Origin of the sequence: Cellulomonas fimi ATCC 484 (assembly GCF_000212695.1) — a bacterium.
In the GTDB taxonomy this organism is placed as follows: domain Bacteria; phylum Actinomycetota; class Actinomycetes; order Actinomycetales; family Cellulomonadaceae; genus Cellulomonas; species Cellulomonas fimi.
The window spans coordinates 2,703,965-2,721,591 of sequence record NC_015514.1 but is presented as its reverse complement, the minus strand read 5'-3'; the positions used below and the strand labels follow the sequence as shown (position 1 = coordinate 2,721,591).

Sequence of the window (17,627 nt, the reverse complement as noted above, 5' to 3'; positions counted from 1 at the left end):
CTCCCGTGCCGTCGCCCACCCGATCCAACCGCGCCTACCGCGTCGTCGCCCGGATCCTGCGCCCGCCGCTGCTCGCGGTGACGCGCCGGGACTGGCACGGGGTGGAGCACCTGCCGACCGACCGCGGCTTCATCGTCGCGTCGAACCACATGACGAACATCGACCCGCTGACGTTCGCGCACTTCCTGTGGGACAACGGCTTCGTGCCGAAGATCCTCGCCAAGGCGTCGCTGTTCCGCGTCCCCGTGGTCGGCAAGGTGCTGCTCGCGACCGGCCAGATCCCGGTGCACCGCAACACCGCCGCCGCCGGTGAGTCGCTGCAGGCCGCGGTCCGGGCCGTCGCCGACGGCGACTGCGTCGCGGTCTTCCCCGAGGGCACGCTCACGCGCGACCCCGACCTGTGGCCCATGGTCGGCAAGACGGGTGTCGCGCGGCTCGCGCTGACGACCCAGGCGCCGGTGATCCCCGTCGCGCAGTGGGGACCCCAGAACCTGCTCGGGCGGTACAAGAAGCTCCTCAAGCCGATCCCGCGCAAGAAGATCACGATCGTCGCCGGCCCGCCCGTCGTCCTCGACGACCTGTACGGGCGACCGCAGGACAACGCGACGCTGCGCGAGGCGACCGAGCGGGTCATGGCCGCGATCACGGCGCTGCTCGAGGACGCGCGTGGCGAGCAGGCCCCCGCCGTGCGGTACGACATGCGGCGGCCCGACGCGGACCGCTCGACCCCGCCCGAGGCGCCGTGACGGCCGACCTGCTGCCCCCGGACGAGCCGGAGGCGCCGCGCCTGCGTGCCGCCGTCCTGGGCGCGGGCAGCTGGGGCACGACGTTCGCCGCGGTCATGGCCGACGCGGGCTGCGACGTCACCGTCTGGGGGCGCGACGACACGACGGTCCGGCAGATCGCCGACGACCACCGCAACGAGGCGTACCTGCCGGGCATCGAGCTGCCCGCACGCGTGACGGCGACGACCGACGCGCGCGCCGCCGTGCGGGGGGCCGACGTCGTCGCCGTCGCCGTCCCGTCGCAGCGGGCCCGCGCGGTCCTGGAGCCGCTGCGCGACGCGCTCGGGCCGCGCACCGTCGTCGTCTCGCTCATGAAGGGCGTCGAGCTGTCCACCGACCGGCGCATGAGCGAGGTGGTCGCCGAGGCGCTCGCGATCGACCCCGCGCGCGTCGCGGTCGTGTCCGGCCCGAACCTCGCCCGGGAGATCGCCCAGCGGCAGCCGACGGCGACCGTCATCGCGTCGACCAGCGACGAGACCGCCCGGCTCGTGGCGCGCGCGTGCGCGTCGTCCTACTTCCGCCCGTACACCAACCCCGACGTCGTCGGCGTCGAGCTGTGCGGCGCGGTCAAGAACGTCATCGCGCTCGCGGTCGGCATCTCGCAGGGCCGCGGGCTCGGCTACAACACGATGGCGACCGTCATCACCCGCGGGCTCGTCGAGATCACCCGGCTCGGCCTCGCGCTCGGCGCCGACGCCGACACGTTCCCCGGGCTCGCGGGCATGGGCGACCTCATGGCGACGTGCGCGTCGCCGGACTCGCGCAACCACACGCTCGGCGGCCACATCGGCCGGGGCATGACGCTCGACGAGGCCGTCGCCGCGACCGGCGGCACCGCCGAGGGCGTGAAGTCGTGCCGCTCCGTGCTCGAGCTCGCGCAGTCGCTCGGCGTCGACATGCCGATCACCCACGCCGTCGTGCGCGTGCTGCACGAGGGGCTGCCGGTCGAGCAGCTCGCGCCGCTGCTGCTCGCGCGCCCGCACAAGGCCGAGGGCGCCTGACGCGAGGCGGCACGGCCCGTCGCGACCGTGCCGCCTCGACCGCCCGCAGTGCGTCCGGTCCCGGACGTCGGCGCGGTCCGTGCCGTCGCGTCAGAGGCTCGCCGCGCGCAACGCCTGGTCCAGGTCCCGCCACAGGTCCTCGACGTCCTCGACGCCGACCGACAGCCGCAGCAGGTCCTCCGGCACCGTCACCGTCTCGAGCGGGAAGCGGCGCCGCCGCTCCAGGCTCGACTCGACGCCGCCGAGGCTCGTCGCCGGCACCCACAGCCGGACCGCCGCGACCAGCGCGTCGGCCGCCGCGACACCGCCCCGCGGGCGCAGCCCGACGATCGAGCCGAATCCCCGCATCTGCGCCGCCGCGCGCGCGTGGCCCGGGTCGTCCGGGAGGCTCGGGTGCCGGACCTCGGCCACGGCCGGGTGGTCGGCGAGGCGGCGCGCGATCTCCGCGGCGTTGGCCTGCGCGCGCTCGACCCGCAGCGCGAGCGTGCGCACACCGCGCAGCGCGAGCCACGCCTCCGTCGGACCCGCGATCGCGCCGTGCACGGTGCGGTAGCGGCGCAGGTCCGCGTGCAGCGCGGGGTCGTCGGCGAGCGCGGCGCCGAGCACGACGTCCGAGTGGCCCGCGAGGTACTTGGTGACCGAGTGCACGACGACGTCGGCCCCGAGCGCGAGCGGCTGCTGCCCGAGCGGGGTCGCGAACGTGTTGTCGACCGCGACCAGGGTCCCCGCCTCGTGCGCGGCCGCGACGAGCGCCGGCACGTCCGCGACCTCCAGCATCGGGTTCGTCGGCGACTCGACCCACAGCATGGCCGCCGGCACCCCGTCGCCCCGCACGGCCGCGACCACCGCGTCGGTGTCGGCGATGTCGACCTGCACCACCTCGATCCCCGAGCGGCCCGCGACGTCCTGCGCGTGCACGACCGTCACGTTGTACGCGTGCCGCGGCACCACGAGGCGGCCACCCGGGGGCACGAGCGAGATCGCGGCCGCGATCGCCGCCATGCCGGAACCGAACAGCACCGCGGGGTGCGCGGAGCCCTCGAGCGCCCCCAGCGTCTCCTCGAACGGGTGCCACGTCTCGGTGTCCGCGCGCGCGTAGAACAGCTCGCCCGCGGGCACCTCGCCCTGCGAGACGTACGTCGACGACAGGACGATCGGCGGGTTCACGGGGGCGGCCTGCGTGCGGGCCGGGCGTCCCGAGGCGACGGCGAGCGTGGCGGGGGACAGGGGCAGGGCGTCAGGCATGCCAGCACGGTACGCGCGCGCCGTCGCCGACCGTCCCGGGCGTCCGGAAAGGGCGGCCGCGCCCGGTAGGGTCGGGCGCGATGAACGCCACGGCCCCCGCCCCGTCCGACGCGACCGCGCCCGCGGCAGCGACCCCCGCGCACCCCGGGCGCCCGCGCGTCATGGTGCTGTTCGGCGGACGCTCGGGCGAGCACGCCATCAGCTGCGCGACCGCGGGCGGCGTCCTGCGCGCGCTGGACCGGGACCGGTACGACGTCGTCGCCGTGGGCATCACCCCGACCGGTCGGTGGGTCCTCGCGGAGGACGACCCCGACCGCTGGGCGATCCGCGACGGGCGGCTGCCGCAGGTCGAGGACACCGCCGCCCACGTGCTCCTGCCGCAGGCGACCGACGACCGCGACGTGCAGGTGCTCGAGCCCGGCACCCTGCCGCGCACGCTCGGCGCGGTGGACGTCGTCTTCCCGCTGCTGCACGGGCCGTTCGGCGAGGACGGGACGCTGCAGGGCATGCTCGAGCTCGCGGACGTCCGCTACGTCGGTGCCGGCGTGCTGGCGTCGGCGGTCGGCATGGACAAGCACATGATGAAGCTCGTCCTGGCCGGGCACGGGCTGCCCGTCGGCCCCTTCACGGTGATCCTGCCGGGCGAGCTCGAGCGTGACCCGGACGAGGTCGCGCGGCGCGTCGAGAAGCTCGGCCTGCCGTTGTTCGTCAAGCCCGCCCGCGCCGGGTCCAGCCTCGGGATCACCCGCGTCGACGACCTGGCCGACCTCCCGGCCGCGCTCGACGCCGCCCGCGCGCACGACCCCAAGGTCGTCGTCGAGGCCGCGGTCGTCGGACGCGAGATCGAGTGCGGCGTGCTCGGCGGTCGCGACGGGCAGCGGGCGCGCGCGTCCCTGCCGGGGGAGATCGTCGTGACCGACCCGCGGCACACGTTCTACGACTTCGAGGCGAAGTACCTCGACGAGGCCGGCGTCACGCTCGCGTGCCCGGCGGACCTGCCCGCCGACGTCGTGGCGCAGGTGCGGGACGTGGCCGTGCGGACGTTCGAGGCGATCGGGTGCGAGGGCATCGCGCGCGTCGACGTGTTCGTCACGCCCGACGGCGAGGTCGTCGTCAACGAGATCAACACCATGCCCGGCTTCACGCCGTACTCGATGTACCCGCGCATGTGGGAGGCGACGGGCCTGCCCTACCCGCAGCTCGTCGACGAGCTCGTGCAGCTCGCGCTCGCCCGGCCCACCGGGCTCCGCTGAGGCACACCCCGGGATGCCACGGGCAGGCGCGCAGCCCGCGGCTCTAGAAAGCGTCCAGGCCGACGCACGAGCGCTCGGCGGGCGCGCGGGACACGGCTGCGCCGAGGGCGTCGACGAACGACGTGCTGCGCGCCGACGCCACGTCGGCGGGCACGCGCACCTCGACCGCGGGCACCCGGCCGTACGTCGTGAACGTCCAGTCGGACCCCTGCTCGTCCGCCGGGTCGTCCGCGACGACGACCCAGTCCACGGAGGTGCCGTCGGGCGCCTCCACGGTCACGCAGCGCTCGGTCGTCGGCCCGAGCGGCTCGACCCCGCACCGCAGCACGACCGCCGCCGACGGCTCGCCCCAGGCCGTCGTCGCCTGGCTGGTCGTGTCGACGCGGTCGAGGCCCTCGCCGAGCGAGTCGGGGGTCGTCAGCACGACGTCCGCGCACAGCGGGTCGGTCGCGTACGGCGCGGCGTCGACCGGCACCGCGGGCGCGCAGCCGGACAGCAGGGCCGCGGTGCCCGCACCGAGCGTGAGCGCCGCCGTGCGGCGGACGGTCCGGGTCGTGGGCACACGTCACGGTATCCCGCCGGTGGGGGCGCCCTCGCCCGCGTGCGCGTGAGACGCACCACCGCCGCGTGCGGGCAGACGCACCACCCCCGCGTGCGGGCAGACGACCACCGCCGCGTGCAGGGCAGACGCACCACCGCCGCGGGCGCGCGAGGCGCGCCATCGTCCGCAGGACGTCTAGCGTTGCCGCGTGACCGACTCCGTCCGCGCGCGGCACCCCGTCGCGCCGTCCGCCCCGCTCGTCGCCGACCTGTCCGAGGAGCAGCTGCTCGCGCGGATCTTCCCGCACCTGCCGCGCGGTCCGCGCACCCTGGTCGGACCGGGCGACGACGCCGCGGTCGTGACGGCGCCCGACGGCCGCGTCGTCGTCACGACCGACGTGCTCGTCGAGGACCGGCACTTCCGGCGGGCGTGGTCGAGCGGCCGGGACGTCGGACGACGGGCCGCCGTGCAGAACCTCGCGGACGTCGCGTCGATGGGTGCCGTGCCGACGAGCCTCGTCGTCGCGCTCGTGCTTCCGGGCGACCTGCCGGCGGAGTGGGTCGAGGGGCTCGCGCAGGGCTTCGGGGAGGCGTGCGCGCCGCACGGGGTGGACGTCGTCGGCGGTGACCTGTCGGGCGGTCCGCTCGTGGTCGTCGCGGTGACCGCGCACGGCGACCTCGAGGGTCGCGACCCGGTGCTGCGGTCCGGCGCCCGGCCGGGGGACGTCGTCGCGCACGCAGGCGCGTGCGGGACGTCGGCGGCTGGGCTCGCGCTGCTCGAGGCGGGCCTCGCCGACGTCGACCCCGCCGCCGTGGCGTCGTTCCGGGCGCCGACCTCGCCGCTCGCCGCAGGCCCGCTCGCCGCCGCGGCCGGCGCGTCCGCGATGCTCGACGTCTCGGACGGGCTGCTGCGCGACGCCGGGCGCCTCGCGCGCGCCAGCGGCGTCGTCGTCGACCTCGACGACCCGCGCGTCGCGCTCGCCCCGGACCTCGCGCGCGTCCGCACCGCGGCGCAGCGGCTGGGGGTCGACCCGCAGGCGTGGCTGCTCGGCGGGGGCGAGGACCACGGGCTGCTCGCGACGTTCCCGCCGGACGCCGCTCTGCCGGCACCGTTCCGGCGGATCGGCCGGGTGCGTGCGCGGTCGCCGCTGGCAGACGCCGAGCCGGACGTGCTGGTCGCCGGTGAGGTGCCCGCCGTGCGGCCCGGCTGGGACCACTTCGCGGGGTGAGCCGCGGGCCCGGGGGCGGAGCGCTGCGGAGCCGGACGGGTGTCAGTTGCGGCGGTAGCGGACCTCGAGGAGCTCCGCGCCCCCGATCTCCTCGAGACGTTCCACGCCGTCCGGGTGGAAGCCGTGCCGGCGGTAGAAGTGCCGGGCGCGCTCGTTCGCCGCGAGGACCCACAGCGACAGGCGCGTGCGGTCGCCGAGCTCGGTGAGCACCGTGCGCATGAGGTCGCGAGCGACGCCGTGGCCCCACATGCCGGGGTCGAGGTAGATCGAGTAGATCTCGCGGTCGCCGCGCGAGGCGTCCTCGTCGCGGCTCGGCCCCACGGACACGAACCCGATGACGCGCTCGCCCGCCTGCGCGACCCACGTGCGGATGCCGTCCTCGGGCCCGTGCCGGAGGTGGTCGGTCCACGAGCCGGTGCGCGCCGACACGTCGAGGCTCTCGAGGTAGTCGGCGGGCACGATGCCCGCGTACGCCTCCTGCCACGACCGGACGTGCACCGCGGCGATCCCGGCGGCGTCGGTGGCGCCCGCGACCCGGATGGTCACCTCGTCGATCTGCTCGATCATGACGTCACCCTGCCACACGGTCCGGGCATGGCGAAGGCCCGCGAGGCGATTGCCTCACGGGCCTTGCGACCGGGTGTGCGGCGGCGTCAGACGGCGCGCTGCACCTTGCCGGCCTTGAGGCACGAGGTGCACACGTTGATGCGCTTCGGGGTGCCCGCCACGACGGCGCGCACGCGCTGGATGTTGGGGTTCCAGCGGCGCTTCGTGCGCACGTGCGAGTGCGAGATGCTGTGCCCGAAGCTCGGGCCCTTGGCGCAGACGTCGCAGTTGGCAGCCACGATCTTCTCCTGTGTTCTTGCGGATGCGGGCACGTCGCGGGGTCCGCGACGAAGTCGGTTGTCGGGACGCGACCGTCACCGGAACCAGGCCGGATCAGGGTCGGGGACCGGGGTCGGTCCGCGCGTCACCAGTGCCCGAGTCCGTCGGGCAACCGGTCAAGACTAGCCCATGGCCCGCAGGCGTCCCAAATGTGGGCACGATGCGGCAGGGTGTGGGGACCGCGCGGGGCGGTCCCCGGCGGTCCGTGCCACGCTCCGTGCGTGACGGCGCGCGGGACGACGCGCACCACCCGCGGCGAGGCCGCGCACGAGCAGGGCTGGAGGGAGCGACGTGCTGGACGCCGACGTGCTGCGTGCGTGGGCGCACGGCGCCCGAACGGCTCTCGCGCTCGCGCGGCCGGCCGTCGACGCGGTCAACGTGTTCCCCGTCGCCGACGCCGACACGGGGACGAACGTGCTGCTCACGGTCGTCGGAGGGGCGGAGGCGGTGGACGCGCTCGAGCACGGCGGCGCCGCCGAGGTCGCCCGGGCGTTCGCACGCGGCGCGCTGCTGGCCGCGCGCGGCAACTCCGGGATCATCGTGAGCCAGTACCTCGCCGGGTTCGCCGACGGGCTGGCGGGTGCCGGCCCGTCCGACGACCTCCTCGTCCGGTCGCTCGGCGGCGCCGCACGCGCGGCACGGGGCGCCGTCGCGGAACCGGTCGAGGGCACCGTCCTCACGCTCGCCGACGTGGTCGCGAGCGAGGCCGCGGGGCTCACGCCGGGGATGCCCACCGCGACGCGGCTCGCGGCCGTGCTGGAGAGCGCGCACGCCGCGCTCGGCCGGATCAGCGAGGCGCACCCGGTGCTGCGGCGCGAGCACGTCGTCGACGCCGGTGCCTGCGCGCTGCTGGTCCTGCTCGAGTCGCTGCACCGGGCCGTGACGGGCGCCCCCGAGCCGGACGAGCCCGCGGCGTGGCTGCCGGGACCCGCGAGCCACGGCCGGGCCGTGCACGGCGAGGGCGGTGCGTACGAGGTCATGCTCGTCGTGCGCGCGCCGGACGGCAGCGGCACGGGCGCGGGCGCCGGGCGGGGAGGGGCGCTCGATGGCGCCGTCGACACCGGCGCGCTGCTGCGCGAGCGGCTCGTGGCGGTCGGGGACTCCGTCGCGGTGGTCGGCCGGGACGACGTCTGGCACGTGCACGTGCACACCGACCGGCCCGACGCCGCGGTCGCGGCCGCGGGCGACGCGGGCGCGCGCGAGCAGGTCGTCGTCCGGCTCGTCGACGCGCCGCACGGCCAGTCGGGCTGCACCGAGGACGGACCCGTGGCCGCCGCGCGCCGCGGCCTGGTCGTGTGCACGGCGTCGCCGCCGCTCGCGGCCTGGTACGCCGCGGCGGGGGCCGTGGTGCTCGTCGCCGTGCCGGACACGCCGGTGCGCGCCGACCACGTGGCCCGGGCGGTCGCGGACACGGGCGCGGCGGACGTCGCCGTCGTCCCCGGCGGCCTGCTCGACGGCGACGCGCTCGCACCGCGGCCGGGCCCCGCGGTCGAGGTCCTGCCCGCCGACGACGAGCTGCGGTCCGTCGTCGCCGTGCTGGCGTTCGCCTCGTCGGGAACCGGCCAGCACGACGTGGCCGGGGCGCTCGGGCGGCTGCGGGCGGGCCGCGCCGACGACGTCGCCGCCCTGCCGGACGCCCTCGCCGGGCTGCTGACCGGCCGGACCGCGGAGAGCCTGACGGTGCTGCACCGGGACCCGCTCGACGCGGGGACGGCGGCGCGCGTGGCGGAGGCGGCCGCGCAGCACGGCGACGTCGAGCCGGTGCTGGTGGGGCCGACGGGGACCGGGACGGCGTTCTGGCTGGGGGTCGACTGATGGCGCGGGGCGAGAGCGCGGGCGTGCGGTACGAGGACGGCGTGGAGCCGCGGGCGCGGTTCCTCGACACGCCGGTGACGTCGGTCGCTCCCCGCGCCGGCAAGCCGTTCGCCGCGCTCGGGCTGCGGACGGTCGGCGACCTGCTGCGGCACTACCCGTTCCGCTACGCCGACCCGGGCACGCTCACCGACATCGCGAGCCTGCGGGTCGGGGACACGGTCACGGTCGTGGCGGACGTGCGCCAGGCGGTCGTGCGGCGTGCGCGGTCCACCAACGCGGCCCGGCTCGAGGTGCAGATCACCGACGGGCGCAGCGCGCTGCAGCTCATCTTCTTCGGCGGCGCACGGCACCACGAGCGCCTGCTCGTGCCGGGCCGGCGCGGCCTGTTCACGGGCCAGATCTCGGCGTTCGGAGGGCACCTGCAGCTCGCGCACCCCACGTACGAGATGTTCGACGGCGACGACGAGGGGGAGCGCGTCGCCGTCGAGCGGGCGACCTGGCCGCGACCCGTCTACCGCGCGGGCGCGGGCCTGGACACGACGAAGATCGCGGCAGCCGTGCGGACCGCGCTCGGCACGCTGCGCGACGAGGACGTCGTCGACCCGGTCCCACCCGCCCTGCGCGAGCAGCACGCGCTCGCCGACCTGCACCGCACCCTGCGCGACGTGCACGAGCCGCACACCGACGACGACTGGCGTCGCGCGCGCGACCGCCTGCGGTACGAGGAGGCGTTCGTCCTGCAGGCCGAGCTCGCGCGGCGCCGGGCACGGGCCGCCGCGGAACCCGCGACCGCCCGCCCGCCCGTCGCCGACGGCGTGCTCGCGGCCTTCGACGCCCGGCTGCCGTTCACGCTGACCGCGGGCCAGCGGGAGGTCGGCGAGACGATCGCCGCAGAGCTGGCTCGGCCGGTGCCCATGCAGCGGCTGCTCCAGGGGGAGGTCGGCTCGGGCAAGACGCTCGTCGCGCTGCGCGCGATGCTGCAGGTCGTCGACGCGGGCGGCCAGGCGGCCCTGCTCGCGCCGACCGAGGTGCTCGCCGCGCAGCACGCGCGGTCGCTGCGGGCGCTCCTGGGCGACCTCGCGGAGGGCGGGATGCTCGGCGGTGCGCCGGACGCGACCCGCGTCGCGCTGCTCACGGGCTCGCAGCCGGCCGCCGCGCGCAAGGCGGCGCTGCTCGACGCCGCGAGCGGCGCCGCGGGCATCGTCGTCGGCACGCACGCCCTGCTGTCCGCGACCGTGCAGTTCGCGGACCTCGGGCTCGTGGTCGTCGACGAGCAGCACAAGTTCGGCGTCGAGCAGCGCGACACGCTGCGGGCCAAGGCCGCGACCAGCCCGCACCTGCTCGTCATGACCGCGACGCCGATCCCGCGGACCGTCGCGATGACGGTGTTCGGCGACCTCGAGACGTCCGTGCTGCGCGAGGTGCCCGCGGGGCGCAGCGGCGTGACGACCCACGTGGTCCCCGCCGACAACCCCGTCTGGATGTCGCGCACCTGGGCACGCGTGCGCGAGGAGGTCGCACAGGGCGGCCGCGCGTACGTCGTGTGCCCCCGCATCGACGGCGACGACGAGCGCGGCGCGGACGACGTCGACCTCGTCGCCGACGACGTCGAGGTCGCGGACGCCCCCGCCCGCCGCCCGCTGCGCGCAGTCCTGGACGTGGCTGCCGAGCTCGCCGCCGAGCCCGCGCTCGAGGGCGTCGCGGTGGGCGTGCTGCACGGCCGCATGACGCCCGAGGACAAGGACCGTGCGCTCGCGGACTTCGCGTCGGGCGCGGTCCCGGTGCTCGTGTCCACGACCGTCGTCGAGGTCGGGGTGGACGTGCCGGAGGCGACCGCGATGGTGGTCCTCGACGCCGACCGCTTCGGCGTGTCCCAGCTGCACCAGCTGCGCGGACGCATCGGCCGGGGGAGCGCACCGGGCGTGTGCCTGCTCGTGTCGACCGCGGAGCCGGGCACGCCCGCGGCCGAGCGCGTCGACACGCTCGCGCGCACGTCGGACGGGTTCGCGCTCGCGAGCTTCGACCTCGAGCAGCGCGGTGAGGGCGACGTGCTCGGGGCCTCCCAGTGGGGCGGGTCCTCGTCGCTGCGGCTGCTGCGGGTGACGCGCGACGGCGACCTCATCGAGCGGGCGCGCGACGACGCCCGGGCCTTCGTCGAGCAGGACCCGGAGCTGACGTCGTGGCCGCCGCTCGGCGACGCGATCCGCGCGCTGCTGACGGGCGACCGCGAGGAGTTCCTCGACCGGGCCTGACCGGCGCCGTGCCTCGCCCGACCCCGCGCCGGCGCGGGGTCCTGCTCCCCGCGGACTACCCTGGCCAGCGTGTCGAAGCCCGTCGTGCGCGCCCAGGACCTGCTCGTCGGCTACGGCGGGACCCCCGTGTGCGCCCCCGTGACGTTCACGCTCGGCGCCGGCAGGGCCGTCGCGCTGGTCGGCGCGAACGGGTCCGGGAAGTCCACGGTCCTCAAGACGGTGCTCGGGCTCCTCACGCCGTCGCAGGGAACGCTGCGGGTGCTCGGCGCGCCGGTCGACGAGCGCGACGTGACGTTCCGCACGCAGGTCGCCTCGGTGCTCGACGACGACGCGTACTTCCCGGCCCTGACCGTGGCCGAGCACCTGTACCTGACGGCACGCGGCCACGGGGTGCTCGGCGCGGACGGCGTCGTCGACGGCCTGCTCGACGAGTTCGGGCTCGACGACCACCGTCGCGCGCTGCCCGTCGCACTGTCCTCCGGGCAGCGGCGACGCCTCCTGCTCGCCGCGGGGTTCGCCCGGCCGCGCTCGCTGCTCGTGCTCGACGAGCCCGAGCAGCGCCTGGACCGCGCGATGCGTGACCGGCTCGCGCAGCGGCTCGTCGCCGAGAAGGAGGGGGGCGGCGCGGTGCTCCTCGCGACGCACGACCCCGACCTCGTGCAGGCGGTCGCGGACCGCGCCGTGGTCGTCGCGGACGACGTCAGCCGCGTCGTGGACCCGGCCGAGGCGGCGCGCGTCATCAGCCGGGAGAACCCGTGACCGACGAGGTGGCGGTCGCCCCCGCCGACGTCGGTGAGGTGCCGGGCGCGCGCGCGATCCGCCGCTACACCGCGCAGGCGGGCAACGCGCGCGGCGGCGCGAGCCTCGGGACCGTCCTGTCGGACGTGTACTACGCGGTCATCTCGGTGGCGCTGAGCGTGCTGTTCGCGCTCGGGGCCGTGCGCAGCCTGCGGCTGGACGTGCACCCGTCGGCCGCGGTCGAGACGACGTGGACGCTGGAGCTGTCGACCGTCGTGGCGGTCGTCCTGGGCGCCGGCGCAGGCGCGCTGCTGTCGGTCGCCGGCCGGCTCGGTCCCGTCGCGTCCGGTGGTGCCGAGGCGGCGTGGTGGCTCGGGCTGCCCGTCGACCGGCGCGGCCTGCTGCGCCCCGCCTCGCTGCGGCCGCCGCTGCTCGCGGCGGCGGTCGGCGGCGTCGTCCTGGCGGTGCTCGACGCCGGTCTGCTCGGCGCGCCGGGCGGGACGGTGCTGCGGGTCGCGCTCGCGGGCGCCCTGCTCGCGGCCGCCGTCGTGCTGGCCGCCGCGCTCGCGCAGTCCGCGGGGGCCGCGCGCAGGTCGCTCGCGCTCGCGGGCGACCTCGTCGCGCTCGCGGCCGCCGCGACCGCGCTCGTGCTGCTGGTGCTCGACGTCGAGGTCCCGGCCCCGTCGCCGCCGTGGGTCCTCGTCGTCGCCCTCGCCGTGGGCGTCGCGGCGCTCGGTGCGCTCGTCGACCGCCGCCTCGGCGACGTCCCCGCACGGTCGCTGCGCGAGAGCGGCTCGGTCGCGGCGCAGGCGGTCGGGGCGGTCGTGTCGTTCGACTCCCGCGAGCTCGGCCGTGCCCTCACCGACGGCGCGCTGCCCGCAGCCCGGCGGCGCGCCTCGCGGCTGCGCACGGTCCGCGGCCCGGCGACGGCGCTCGTCACGGCCGACCTCGTGGTGCTGCGGCGCTCCACCCGGCACCTCGTGCAGCTCGTCGTGGCCGCGCTCGTGCCCGCAGCCGTCGTCCTCGTGCCCCAGCTCGCCGGCCCGCCGGGGGTGCTCCTCGCGCTCCTGCTCGCCGGGTACGCCGCCGCGAGCGCGACCGGGGAGGGCGCGCGGCGGGCCGAGATGGCGCCCGTGCTGGACCGTCTCCTGCCGCTCGACGCCCGCACGGTGCGCCGCCTGCGGATGGTCGTGCCGGGTGCGGTCATGCTCCTGTGGTCGCTCGCCGCGTTCGCGGCGGTCGGCGTGTGGGCCGGTCGTCCGGTGGGCTGGCTGGCGCTCGCGGTCGCGTCGGCACCGGTGTGGGCCGCCGCGGCGGTGCGTGCCGCGTACCGGTCGGCACCCGACTGGTCGGGACCGCTCGTGTCGACGCCCGCGGGCGCTCTGCCGGGCGGCGTCGCGGCCGTGCTCGCGCGCGGGCCCGACGTGGTCGTCCTGGGACTGCTGCCCGTGTGGATCGCGGTGCTCGTCGGGCGCACGGGACCCGTGCTGCTGGGCGCGCAGCTGCTGTTCTCGGTGGTGGCCGTGCTCGTGGCGTCCTCGACGGAGACCCGCCCGCTCATGGAGCGCGTCCTCGACGCGCAGGAGACCCCGGAGCCGCGCCGATGACCCGCATCGTGGCCGGCACCGCGGGCGGGCGGACGTTGCAGGTCCCGCGTCGTGGGACCCGGCCCACGAGCGAGCGCGTCCGGGAGGCCCTGTTCTCCCGCCTCGAGCACCTGGGCGTCGTCGACGACGCGCGCGTGCTCGACCTGTACGCCGGCTCGGGGGCGCTCGGGCTCGAGGCGGCGAGCCGCGGTGCGCGCGCCGTGACCCTCGTGGAGTCGGCGCGGGAGGCTGCGGACGTGTGCCGGCGCAACGTCGCGACCCTCGGCCTGCGCGACGTCACCGTGGTCGCCGAGCGCGCGGAGCGGTTCGTGCAGCGCAGGCCCGTGGCGCCGTGGGACCTCGTGCTCGTGGACCCGCCCTACGACGTCGCCGAGCCCGACCTGGCCGCGGTCCTGGCCGACGTGGCGGGCGACGTCGCGGACGACGGCCTGCTGGCCGTGGAGCGGTCCTCCCGCTCGCCCGAGCCCGTCTGGCCGGCCGGCTGGGCGGGGGTCGAGCGGCGCGTGTACGGCGAGACCGTCGTCTGGTTCGGCGAGCGGGCACCGGGGGAGTGACGCCCCGACGGGCGGTCCCGCGCTGCTGGCCTACCCTGGCCGGGTGACCACAGCCGTCTGCCCGGGGTCGTTCGACCCGATCACCCTCGGCCACGTGGACGTGGTCCGGCGCGCGCGCTCGATGTTCGACGAGGTCGTCGTCGGCGTCGCGCGGAACTCCGCGAAGACCCCGCTGCTCGCCGCGGACGAGCGCGTCGCCCTGGCACGGGCGGCGCTCGCCGGCGTCGACGGGGTGCGCGTCGAGGCGGTCGACGGGCTGCTCGCCGACTTCGTCGCGGCCCAGGGGGCCTCGGCGGTGGTCAAGGGCCTGCGCAGCGGGGCCGACTTCGACGCCGAGCTGCCGATGGCGCTCATGAACCGGCACCTGTCGGGTGTCGAGACGGTGTTCGTGATCGGCGACCCGGCGCTCGCGCACGTCGCGTCGTCGCTGGTGAAGGACGTGGCGCGGTACGGCGGGCGGATCGACGACCTGGTGCCGGACGAGGTGGCGGAGGCGGTGCGCGACGCGCTCGCACGGACGGGAGGGAGTGCACGATGAGCGAGGACGCGACGACGAGGCCCGAGGGCCTCACCGGGGTGCTCGACGCGATCGCCGCTGCGGTGACGCAGGCCCGCGCGATGCCGATGTCGTCGTCGGTGCTGGTGAACCGCGCGGAGCTGCTGGACCTGCTCGACCAGGCGCGCGACGTCCTGCCGACCCAGCTGACCCGCGCGGACGAGGTGCTCGCGGACGCCGACGCGGCACGCGCCGAGGCGCGCGCGCAGGCGGACCGCATCCTCGCGGACGCGCGGCAGCAGGCGGCGGCGCTCGTGGACCAGGAGGCGGTCGTCGTGGCGGCCCGGGAGCGTGCGCAGCAGATCGTGCAGGAGGCCGAGGAGGCCGCGGTCGTGCTGCGGCGCGACGCGGACGACTACTGCGACCGTCGGCTGGCCGACTTCGAGATCGACCTCGGCAAGGTGCTGAGCCAGGTCCAGGCGGGCCGGGCCAAGCTCGCGGACCGCCTCGAGGACGACGCGCCCCCGGTCGTCTGACGAGCGAGAGCGGGGCGGCGCCGTGCACGTCACGCCCGCCTCGACGGCCTCGCGCGCGGGCTCCGCACGGAGCGGTGCTGATTTGGGCGCCGGGGGCACGTGTCGTAGAGTTGGCGGTTGGTCCTGCCGGTCGTGGCGTGGACCGAGATCCAGACGAGGGGACCTTCGGCCGTGCAGCGCCCTGTTCACCTCGATCCCCGCTCGCCGTTCGTGCTCGACACCCACGAGCTCGGCCGACGTCCGGGATCGACGCGGACCGTGCAGAGGACGGTCGGTGCCCCCGAGGACCTCGGTACCGACGTGATCGGCATCCCTCCCGGCACCGATCTCGAGCTGGACCTGCGGCTCGAGGCGGTCATGGAGGGGGTCCTGGTCTCCGGATACGTCCGTGGCCGGGCGGTCGGGGAGTGCGTGCGCTGCCTGGAGGAGGTCGTCGAGGACGTCGACGTCACCCTCACGGAGCTGTACGTCTACCCCGAGCGCGCCGCTGCTGCGGTCGAGGAGGGCGACGAGGACGAGGACGTGCGTGAGCTGGAGGGCGATCTGATCGACCTCGAGCCCGCGCTGCGGGACGTGGTGGTGCCGGCTCTGCCGTTCCAGCCGCTGTGCCGCCCCGACTGCCCGGGTCTGTGCTCCGAGTGCGGAGCTCGCCTGGCGGACGACCCTGACCATTCGCATGAGACGCTTGACCCTCGCTGGTCCGCCCTGAGCGGCCTGTCGAGCAAGGTCGACGAGACGAAAGAGAGCTAGCCGTGGCGGTTCCGAAGCGCAAGATGTCGCGCAGCAACACCCGTGCGCGTCGGTCGCAGTGGAAGACCACTGCCACGACGCTGACCTCGTGCCCCGTCTGCAAGGCCGACAAGCAGCCCCACACGGCCTGCCCGGCCTGCGGCGCCTACAACGGCCGCCGCTACGCCGAGGCCGTGCGCAGCGAGCACGAGGCCCGCTGACACCCTCGCTCGTCGCCGTGACGCACCTGACCACGCTGTGACCGGGATGAGTGCCGCGGCCGACCGGCTCGTCGAGAAGCTCGGGGTCCACCTGGATCCCGAGCTTCTCGTGCTGGCGCTGACCCACCGGTCGTTCGCGCACGAGGCCGGCGGCATCCCGACGAACGAGCGGCTCGAGTTCCTCGGCGACACCGTCCTCGGTCTCGTCGTCACCGAGTCGCTCTACCGCCGCCACCCCGAGCAGCCCGAGGGGGCGCTCGCCAAGATGCGGGCCGCGACCGTCTCGCAGCGCGCCCTCGCGGGTGTCGCGCGCGAGCTCGACCTAGGTGCGTACGTGCTGCTCGGCAAGGGTGAGCTCGCGACCGGCGGCGCCGACAAGGACTCGATCCTGTCCGACACGCTCGAGGCGCTGTTCGGCGCGGTGTACCTGGCGCACGGCCTCGAGACGGCCCGCGTGGTCGTCGACCGCTTCGTCGGCCCGACGCTCGACGCGGCCGCGGCCCTCGGTGCCGGGCTGGACTGGAAGACGTCGCTGCAGGAGCTGTCGGCCGCGCTCGGGCTCGGGGCCCCGTCGTACGACGTCGTGGGGGAGGGGCCGGACCACGCCCGCACCTTCACGGCGCGCGCGGTGATCGCGGGCGAGCCGCGCGGTGCCGGCTCCGGGCCCGCCAAGAAGCTCGCCGAGCAGCACGCCGCCGAGGACGCGTACCGCGCGCTCGAGGCGATCGCCGCCGTGCGGGCCGCGGGTGACGGGTCCGCGTCCGCCGCGACGTCCGTCGGCGCGTCCGCGCCCGCCCCGGTGGACGCCGCCGAGCAGGACTGACCGCGTGCCGGAGCTGCCCGAGGTCGAGACCGTCCGCGACGGGCTCGCGCGGCACGTGCTCGGCCGGACGGTCACGGACGTCGCGGTGCACCGCGACTACAGCGTCCGCCGTCACGTCGAGGGGCCGCTCGACTTCGCCGGCAGGCTCGCGGGGCGCCGGCTCGACGCGGCCGTCCGGCGCGGCAAGTTCCTGTGGCTGCTGCTCGACGACGAGGACGCGGCGCTCATGGCGCACCTCGGGATGAGCGGCCAGCTCCTCGTCCGCTCGGCGCAGGACCTGCGCGACGAGGTGCGGCACCCGCACCTGCGGGTCCGGCTGGCCCTCGACGACGGCTCGGCGCTCGACTTCGTCGACCAGCGCACGTTCGGCCACCTCAGCGTGCCCGACCTCGTGCCGACCCCCGACGGCGCCCCGGGCGGCCTCGGGTCCGGGCGTGCGGTCGTCCCCGCGCCGGTCACGCACATCGCGCGCGACCTGCTCGACCCGTCGCTCGACCGGCCCGCGCTGGTCGAGGCCGTGCGGGCCCGGCGCACCGGGATCAAGCGCGCGCTGCTCGACCAGGCGCTCGTCTCCGGGATCGGCAACATCTACGCCGACGAGGGCCTGTGGCGCGCGCGGCTGCACTACGCGCGGCCCACGGACACGCTGCGACGCGCCGAGGTCGAGCGCGCGCTCGACGGCGCGCAGGAGGTCATGACGGCCGCGCTCGCGCAGGGCGGCACGAGCTTCGACGCGCTGTACGTCAACGTCAACGGCGCGTCGGGGTACTTCGACCGGTCGCTCGCCGTCTACGGGCAGGCCGGGCGGCCGTGCCCGCGCTGCGGCGCAGCCGTGCGCCGCGACGAGTTCATGAACCGTTCGTCGTACACGTGCCCGGTCTGCCAGCCGCGCCCGCGCCGCGCACGCTGGTGACGCGC

At 76.5% G+C, this 17,627-nt stretch carries 19 protein-coding genes; 15 read left to right on the top strand and 4 right to left on the bottom strand.

What is annotated here, in order from left to right; genetic code table 11:
* The first annotated feature begins 5 nt into the window (after positions 1 to 5).
* Entirely contained in the window at positions 6 to 746 is a 741-nt protein-coding gene (locus CELF_RS12380; RefSeq protein WP_013771606.1) for a lysophospholipid acyltransferase family protein, read from the top strand.
* Positions 743 to 1,786 (top strand): NAD(P)H-dependent glycerol-3-phosphate dehydrogenase, encoded by a 1,044-nt coding sequence (locus tag CELF_RS12375; protein WP_013771605.1) that lies wholly within the window; start codon positions 743 to 745, stop codon positions 1,784 to 1,786. Before CELF_RS12380 ends, CELF_RS12375 begins: the two co-directional genes overlap by 4 nt.
* A 90-nt stretch (positions 1,787 to 1,876) precedes the next feature.
* On the opposite strand, the gene CELF_RS12370 is transcribed toward CELF_RS12375, so the two are convergent.
* Positions 1,877 to 3,031: a trans-sulfuration enzyme family protein gene (locus tag CELF_RS12370; RefSeq protein ID WP_013771604.1), complete on the bottom strand. Its 1,155-nt coding sequence runs from the start codon at positions 3,029 to 3,031 to the stop codon at positions 1,877 to 1,879.
* Between the two features lie 80 nt (positions 3,032 to 3,111).
* Here CELF_RS12370 and CELF_RS12365 point away from each other — a divergent pair, with 80 nt between their 5' ends.
* Positions 3,112 to 4,284 (top strand): D-alanine--D-alanine ligase family protein, encoded by a 1,173-nt coding sequence (locus CELF_RS12365; RefSeq protein WP_013771603.1) that lies wholly within the window; start codon positions 3,112 to 3,114, stop codon positions 4,282 to 4,284.
* Positions 4,285 to 4,327: 43 nt separating this feature from the next.
* Here the strand turns inward: CELF_RS12365 and CELF_RS12360 are convergent, their stop codons facing one another.
* Positions 4,328 to 4,846, bottom strand: coding sequence for a DUF3515 family protein (locus CELF_RS12360; RefSeq protein WP_013771602.1), 519 nt, complete (start codon positions 4,844 to 4,846; stop codon positions 4,328 to 4,330).
* 187 nt (positions 4,847 to 5,033) lie between these two features.
* Here CELF_RS12360 and CELF_RS12355 point away from each other — a divergent pair, with 187 nt between their 5' ends.
* Positions 5,034 to 6,053 carry a thiamine-phosphate kinase gene (locus CELF_RS12355; RefSeq protein ID WP_013771601.1) on the top strand — a complete coding sequence of 340 codons (1,020 nt, stop codon included), beginning with the start codon at positions 5,034 to 5,036 and terminating at the stop codon, positions 6,051 to 6,053.
* Between the two features lie 42 nt (positions 6,054 to 6,095).
* Here the strand turns inward: CELF_RS12355 and CELF_RS12350 are convergent, their stop codons facing one another.
* Complete coding sequence (locus CELF_RS12350; protein ID WP_013771600.1) at positions 6,096 to 6,620, bottom strand: GNAT family N-acetyltransferase; 525 nt, start codon at positions 6,618 to 6,620, stop codon at positions 6,096 to 6,098.
* A gap of 86 nt (positions 6,621 to 6,706) precedes the next feature.
* Positions 6,707 to 6,898, bottom strand: a complete 192-nt coding sequence (gene rpmB / locus CELF_RS12345; protein WP_013771599.1) for a 50S ribosomal protein L28 — start codon at positions 6,896 to 6,898, stop codon at positions 6,707 to 6,709.
* A 331-nt stretch (positions 6,899 to 7,229) separates the two neighbouring features.
* Between rpmB and CELF_RS19550 the strand changes: the two genes are divergently transcribed.
* The 11 genes from CELF_RS19550 to mutM all read left to right on the top strand — a co-directional run bounded on the left by CELF_RS19550 (position 7,230) and on the right by mutM (position 17,622).
* Positions 7,230 to 8,753 (top strand): DAK2 domain-containing protein, encoded by a 1,524-nt coding sequence (locus CELF_RS19550; RefSeq protein ID WP_013771598.1) that lies wholly within the window; start codon positions 7,230 to 7,232, stop codon positions 8,751 to 8,753.
* Positions 8,753 to 11,005, top strand: coding sequence for an ATP-dependent DNA helicase RecG (locus CELF_RS12335; RefSeq protein ID WP_013771597.1), 2,253 nt, complete (start codon positions 8,753 to 8,755; stop codon positions 11,003 to 11,005). The genes CELF_RS19550 and CELF_RS12335 overlap by 1 nt, the downstream gene beginning before the upstream one ends.
* A gap of 69 nt (positions 11,006 to 11,074) precedes the next feature.
* Positions 11,075 to 11,764 (top strand): ABC transporter ATP-binding protein, encoded by a 690-nt coding sequence (locus CELF_RS12330; protein ID WP_013771596.1) that lies wholly within the window; start codon positions 11,075 to 11,077, stop codon positions 11,762 to 11,764.
* Complete coding sequence (locus tag CELF_RS12325) at positions 11,761 to 13,350, top strand: DUF6297 family protein (protein ID WP_013771595.1); 1,590 nt, start codon at positions 11,761 to 11,763, stop codon at positions 13,348 to 13,350. The genes CELF_RS12330 and CELF_RS12325 overlap by 4 nt, the downstream gene beginning before the upstream one ends.
* Positions 13,347 to 13,904, top strand: coding sequence for a 16S rRNA (guanine(966)-N(2))-methyltransferase RsmD (gene rsmD / locus CELF_RS12320; protein ID WP_013771594.1), 558 nt, complete (start codon positions 13,347 to 13,349; stop codon positions 13,902 to 13,904). The genes CELF_RS12325 and rsmD overlap by 4 nt, the downstream gene beginning before the upstream one ends.
* A gap of 43 nt (positions 13,905 to 13,947) precedes the next feature.
* Positions 13,948 to 14,442, top strand: a complete 495-nt coding sequence (gene coaD / locus CELF_RS12315; RefSeq protein ID WP_013771593.1) for a pantetheine-phosphate adenylyltransferase — start codon at positions 13,948 to 13,950, stop codon at positions 14,440 to 14,442.
* Positions 14,439 to 14,936, top strand: a complete 498-nt coding sequence (locus CELF_RS12310) for a hypothetical protein (RefSeq protein WP_013771592.1) — start codon at positions 14,439 to 14,441, stop codon at positions 14,934 to 14,936. Before coaD ends, CELF_RS12310 begins: the two co-directional genes overlap by 4 nt.
* 171 nt (positions 14,937 to 15,107) lie before the next feature.
* Positions 15,108 to 15,686, top strand: coding sequence for a YceD family protein (locus CELF_RS12305; protein ID WP_013771591.1), 579 nt, complete (start codon positions 15,108 to 15,110; stop codon positions 15,684 to 15,686).
* Positions 15,687 to 15,688: 2 nt separating this feature from the next.
* Entirely contained in the window at positions 15,689 to 15,886 is a 198-nt protein-coding gene (gene rpmF / locus CELF_RS12300; RefSeq protein ID WP_013771590.1) for a 50S ribosomal protein L32, read from the top strand.
* Positions 15,887 to 15,932: 46 nt separating this feature from the next.
* Positions 15,933 to 16,709, top strand: a complete 777-nt coding sequence (gene rnc / locus CELF_RS12295; RefSeq protein WP_013771589.1) for a ribonuclease III — start codon at positions 15,933 to 15,935, stop codon at positions 16,707 to 16,709.
* A 4-nt stretch (positions 16,710 to 16,713) separates the two neighbouring features.
* Positions 16,714 to 17,622: a bifunctional DNA-formamidopyrimidine glycosylase/DNA-(apurinic or apyrimidinic site) lyase gene (gene mutM / locus CELF_RS12290; RefSeq protein WP_013771588.1), complete on the top strand. Its 909-nt coding sequence runs from the start codon at positions 16,714 to 16,716 to the stop codon at positions 17,620 to 17,622.
* Positions 17,623 to 17,627 lie beyond the last annotated feature (5 nt).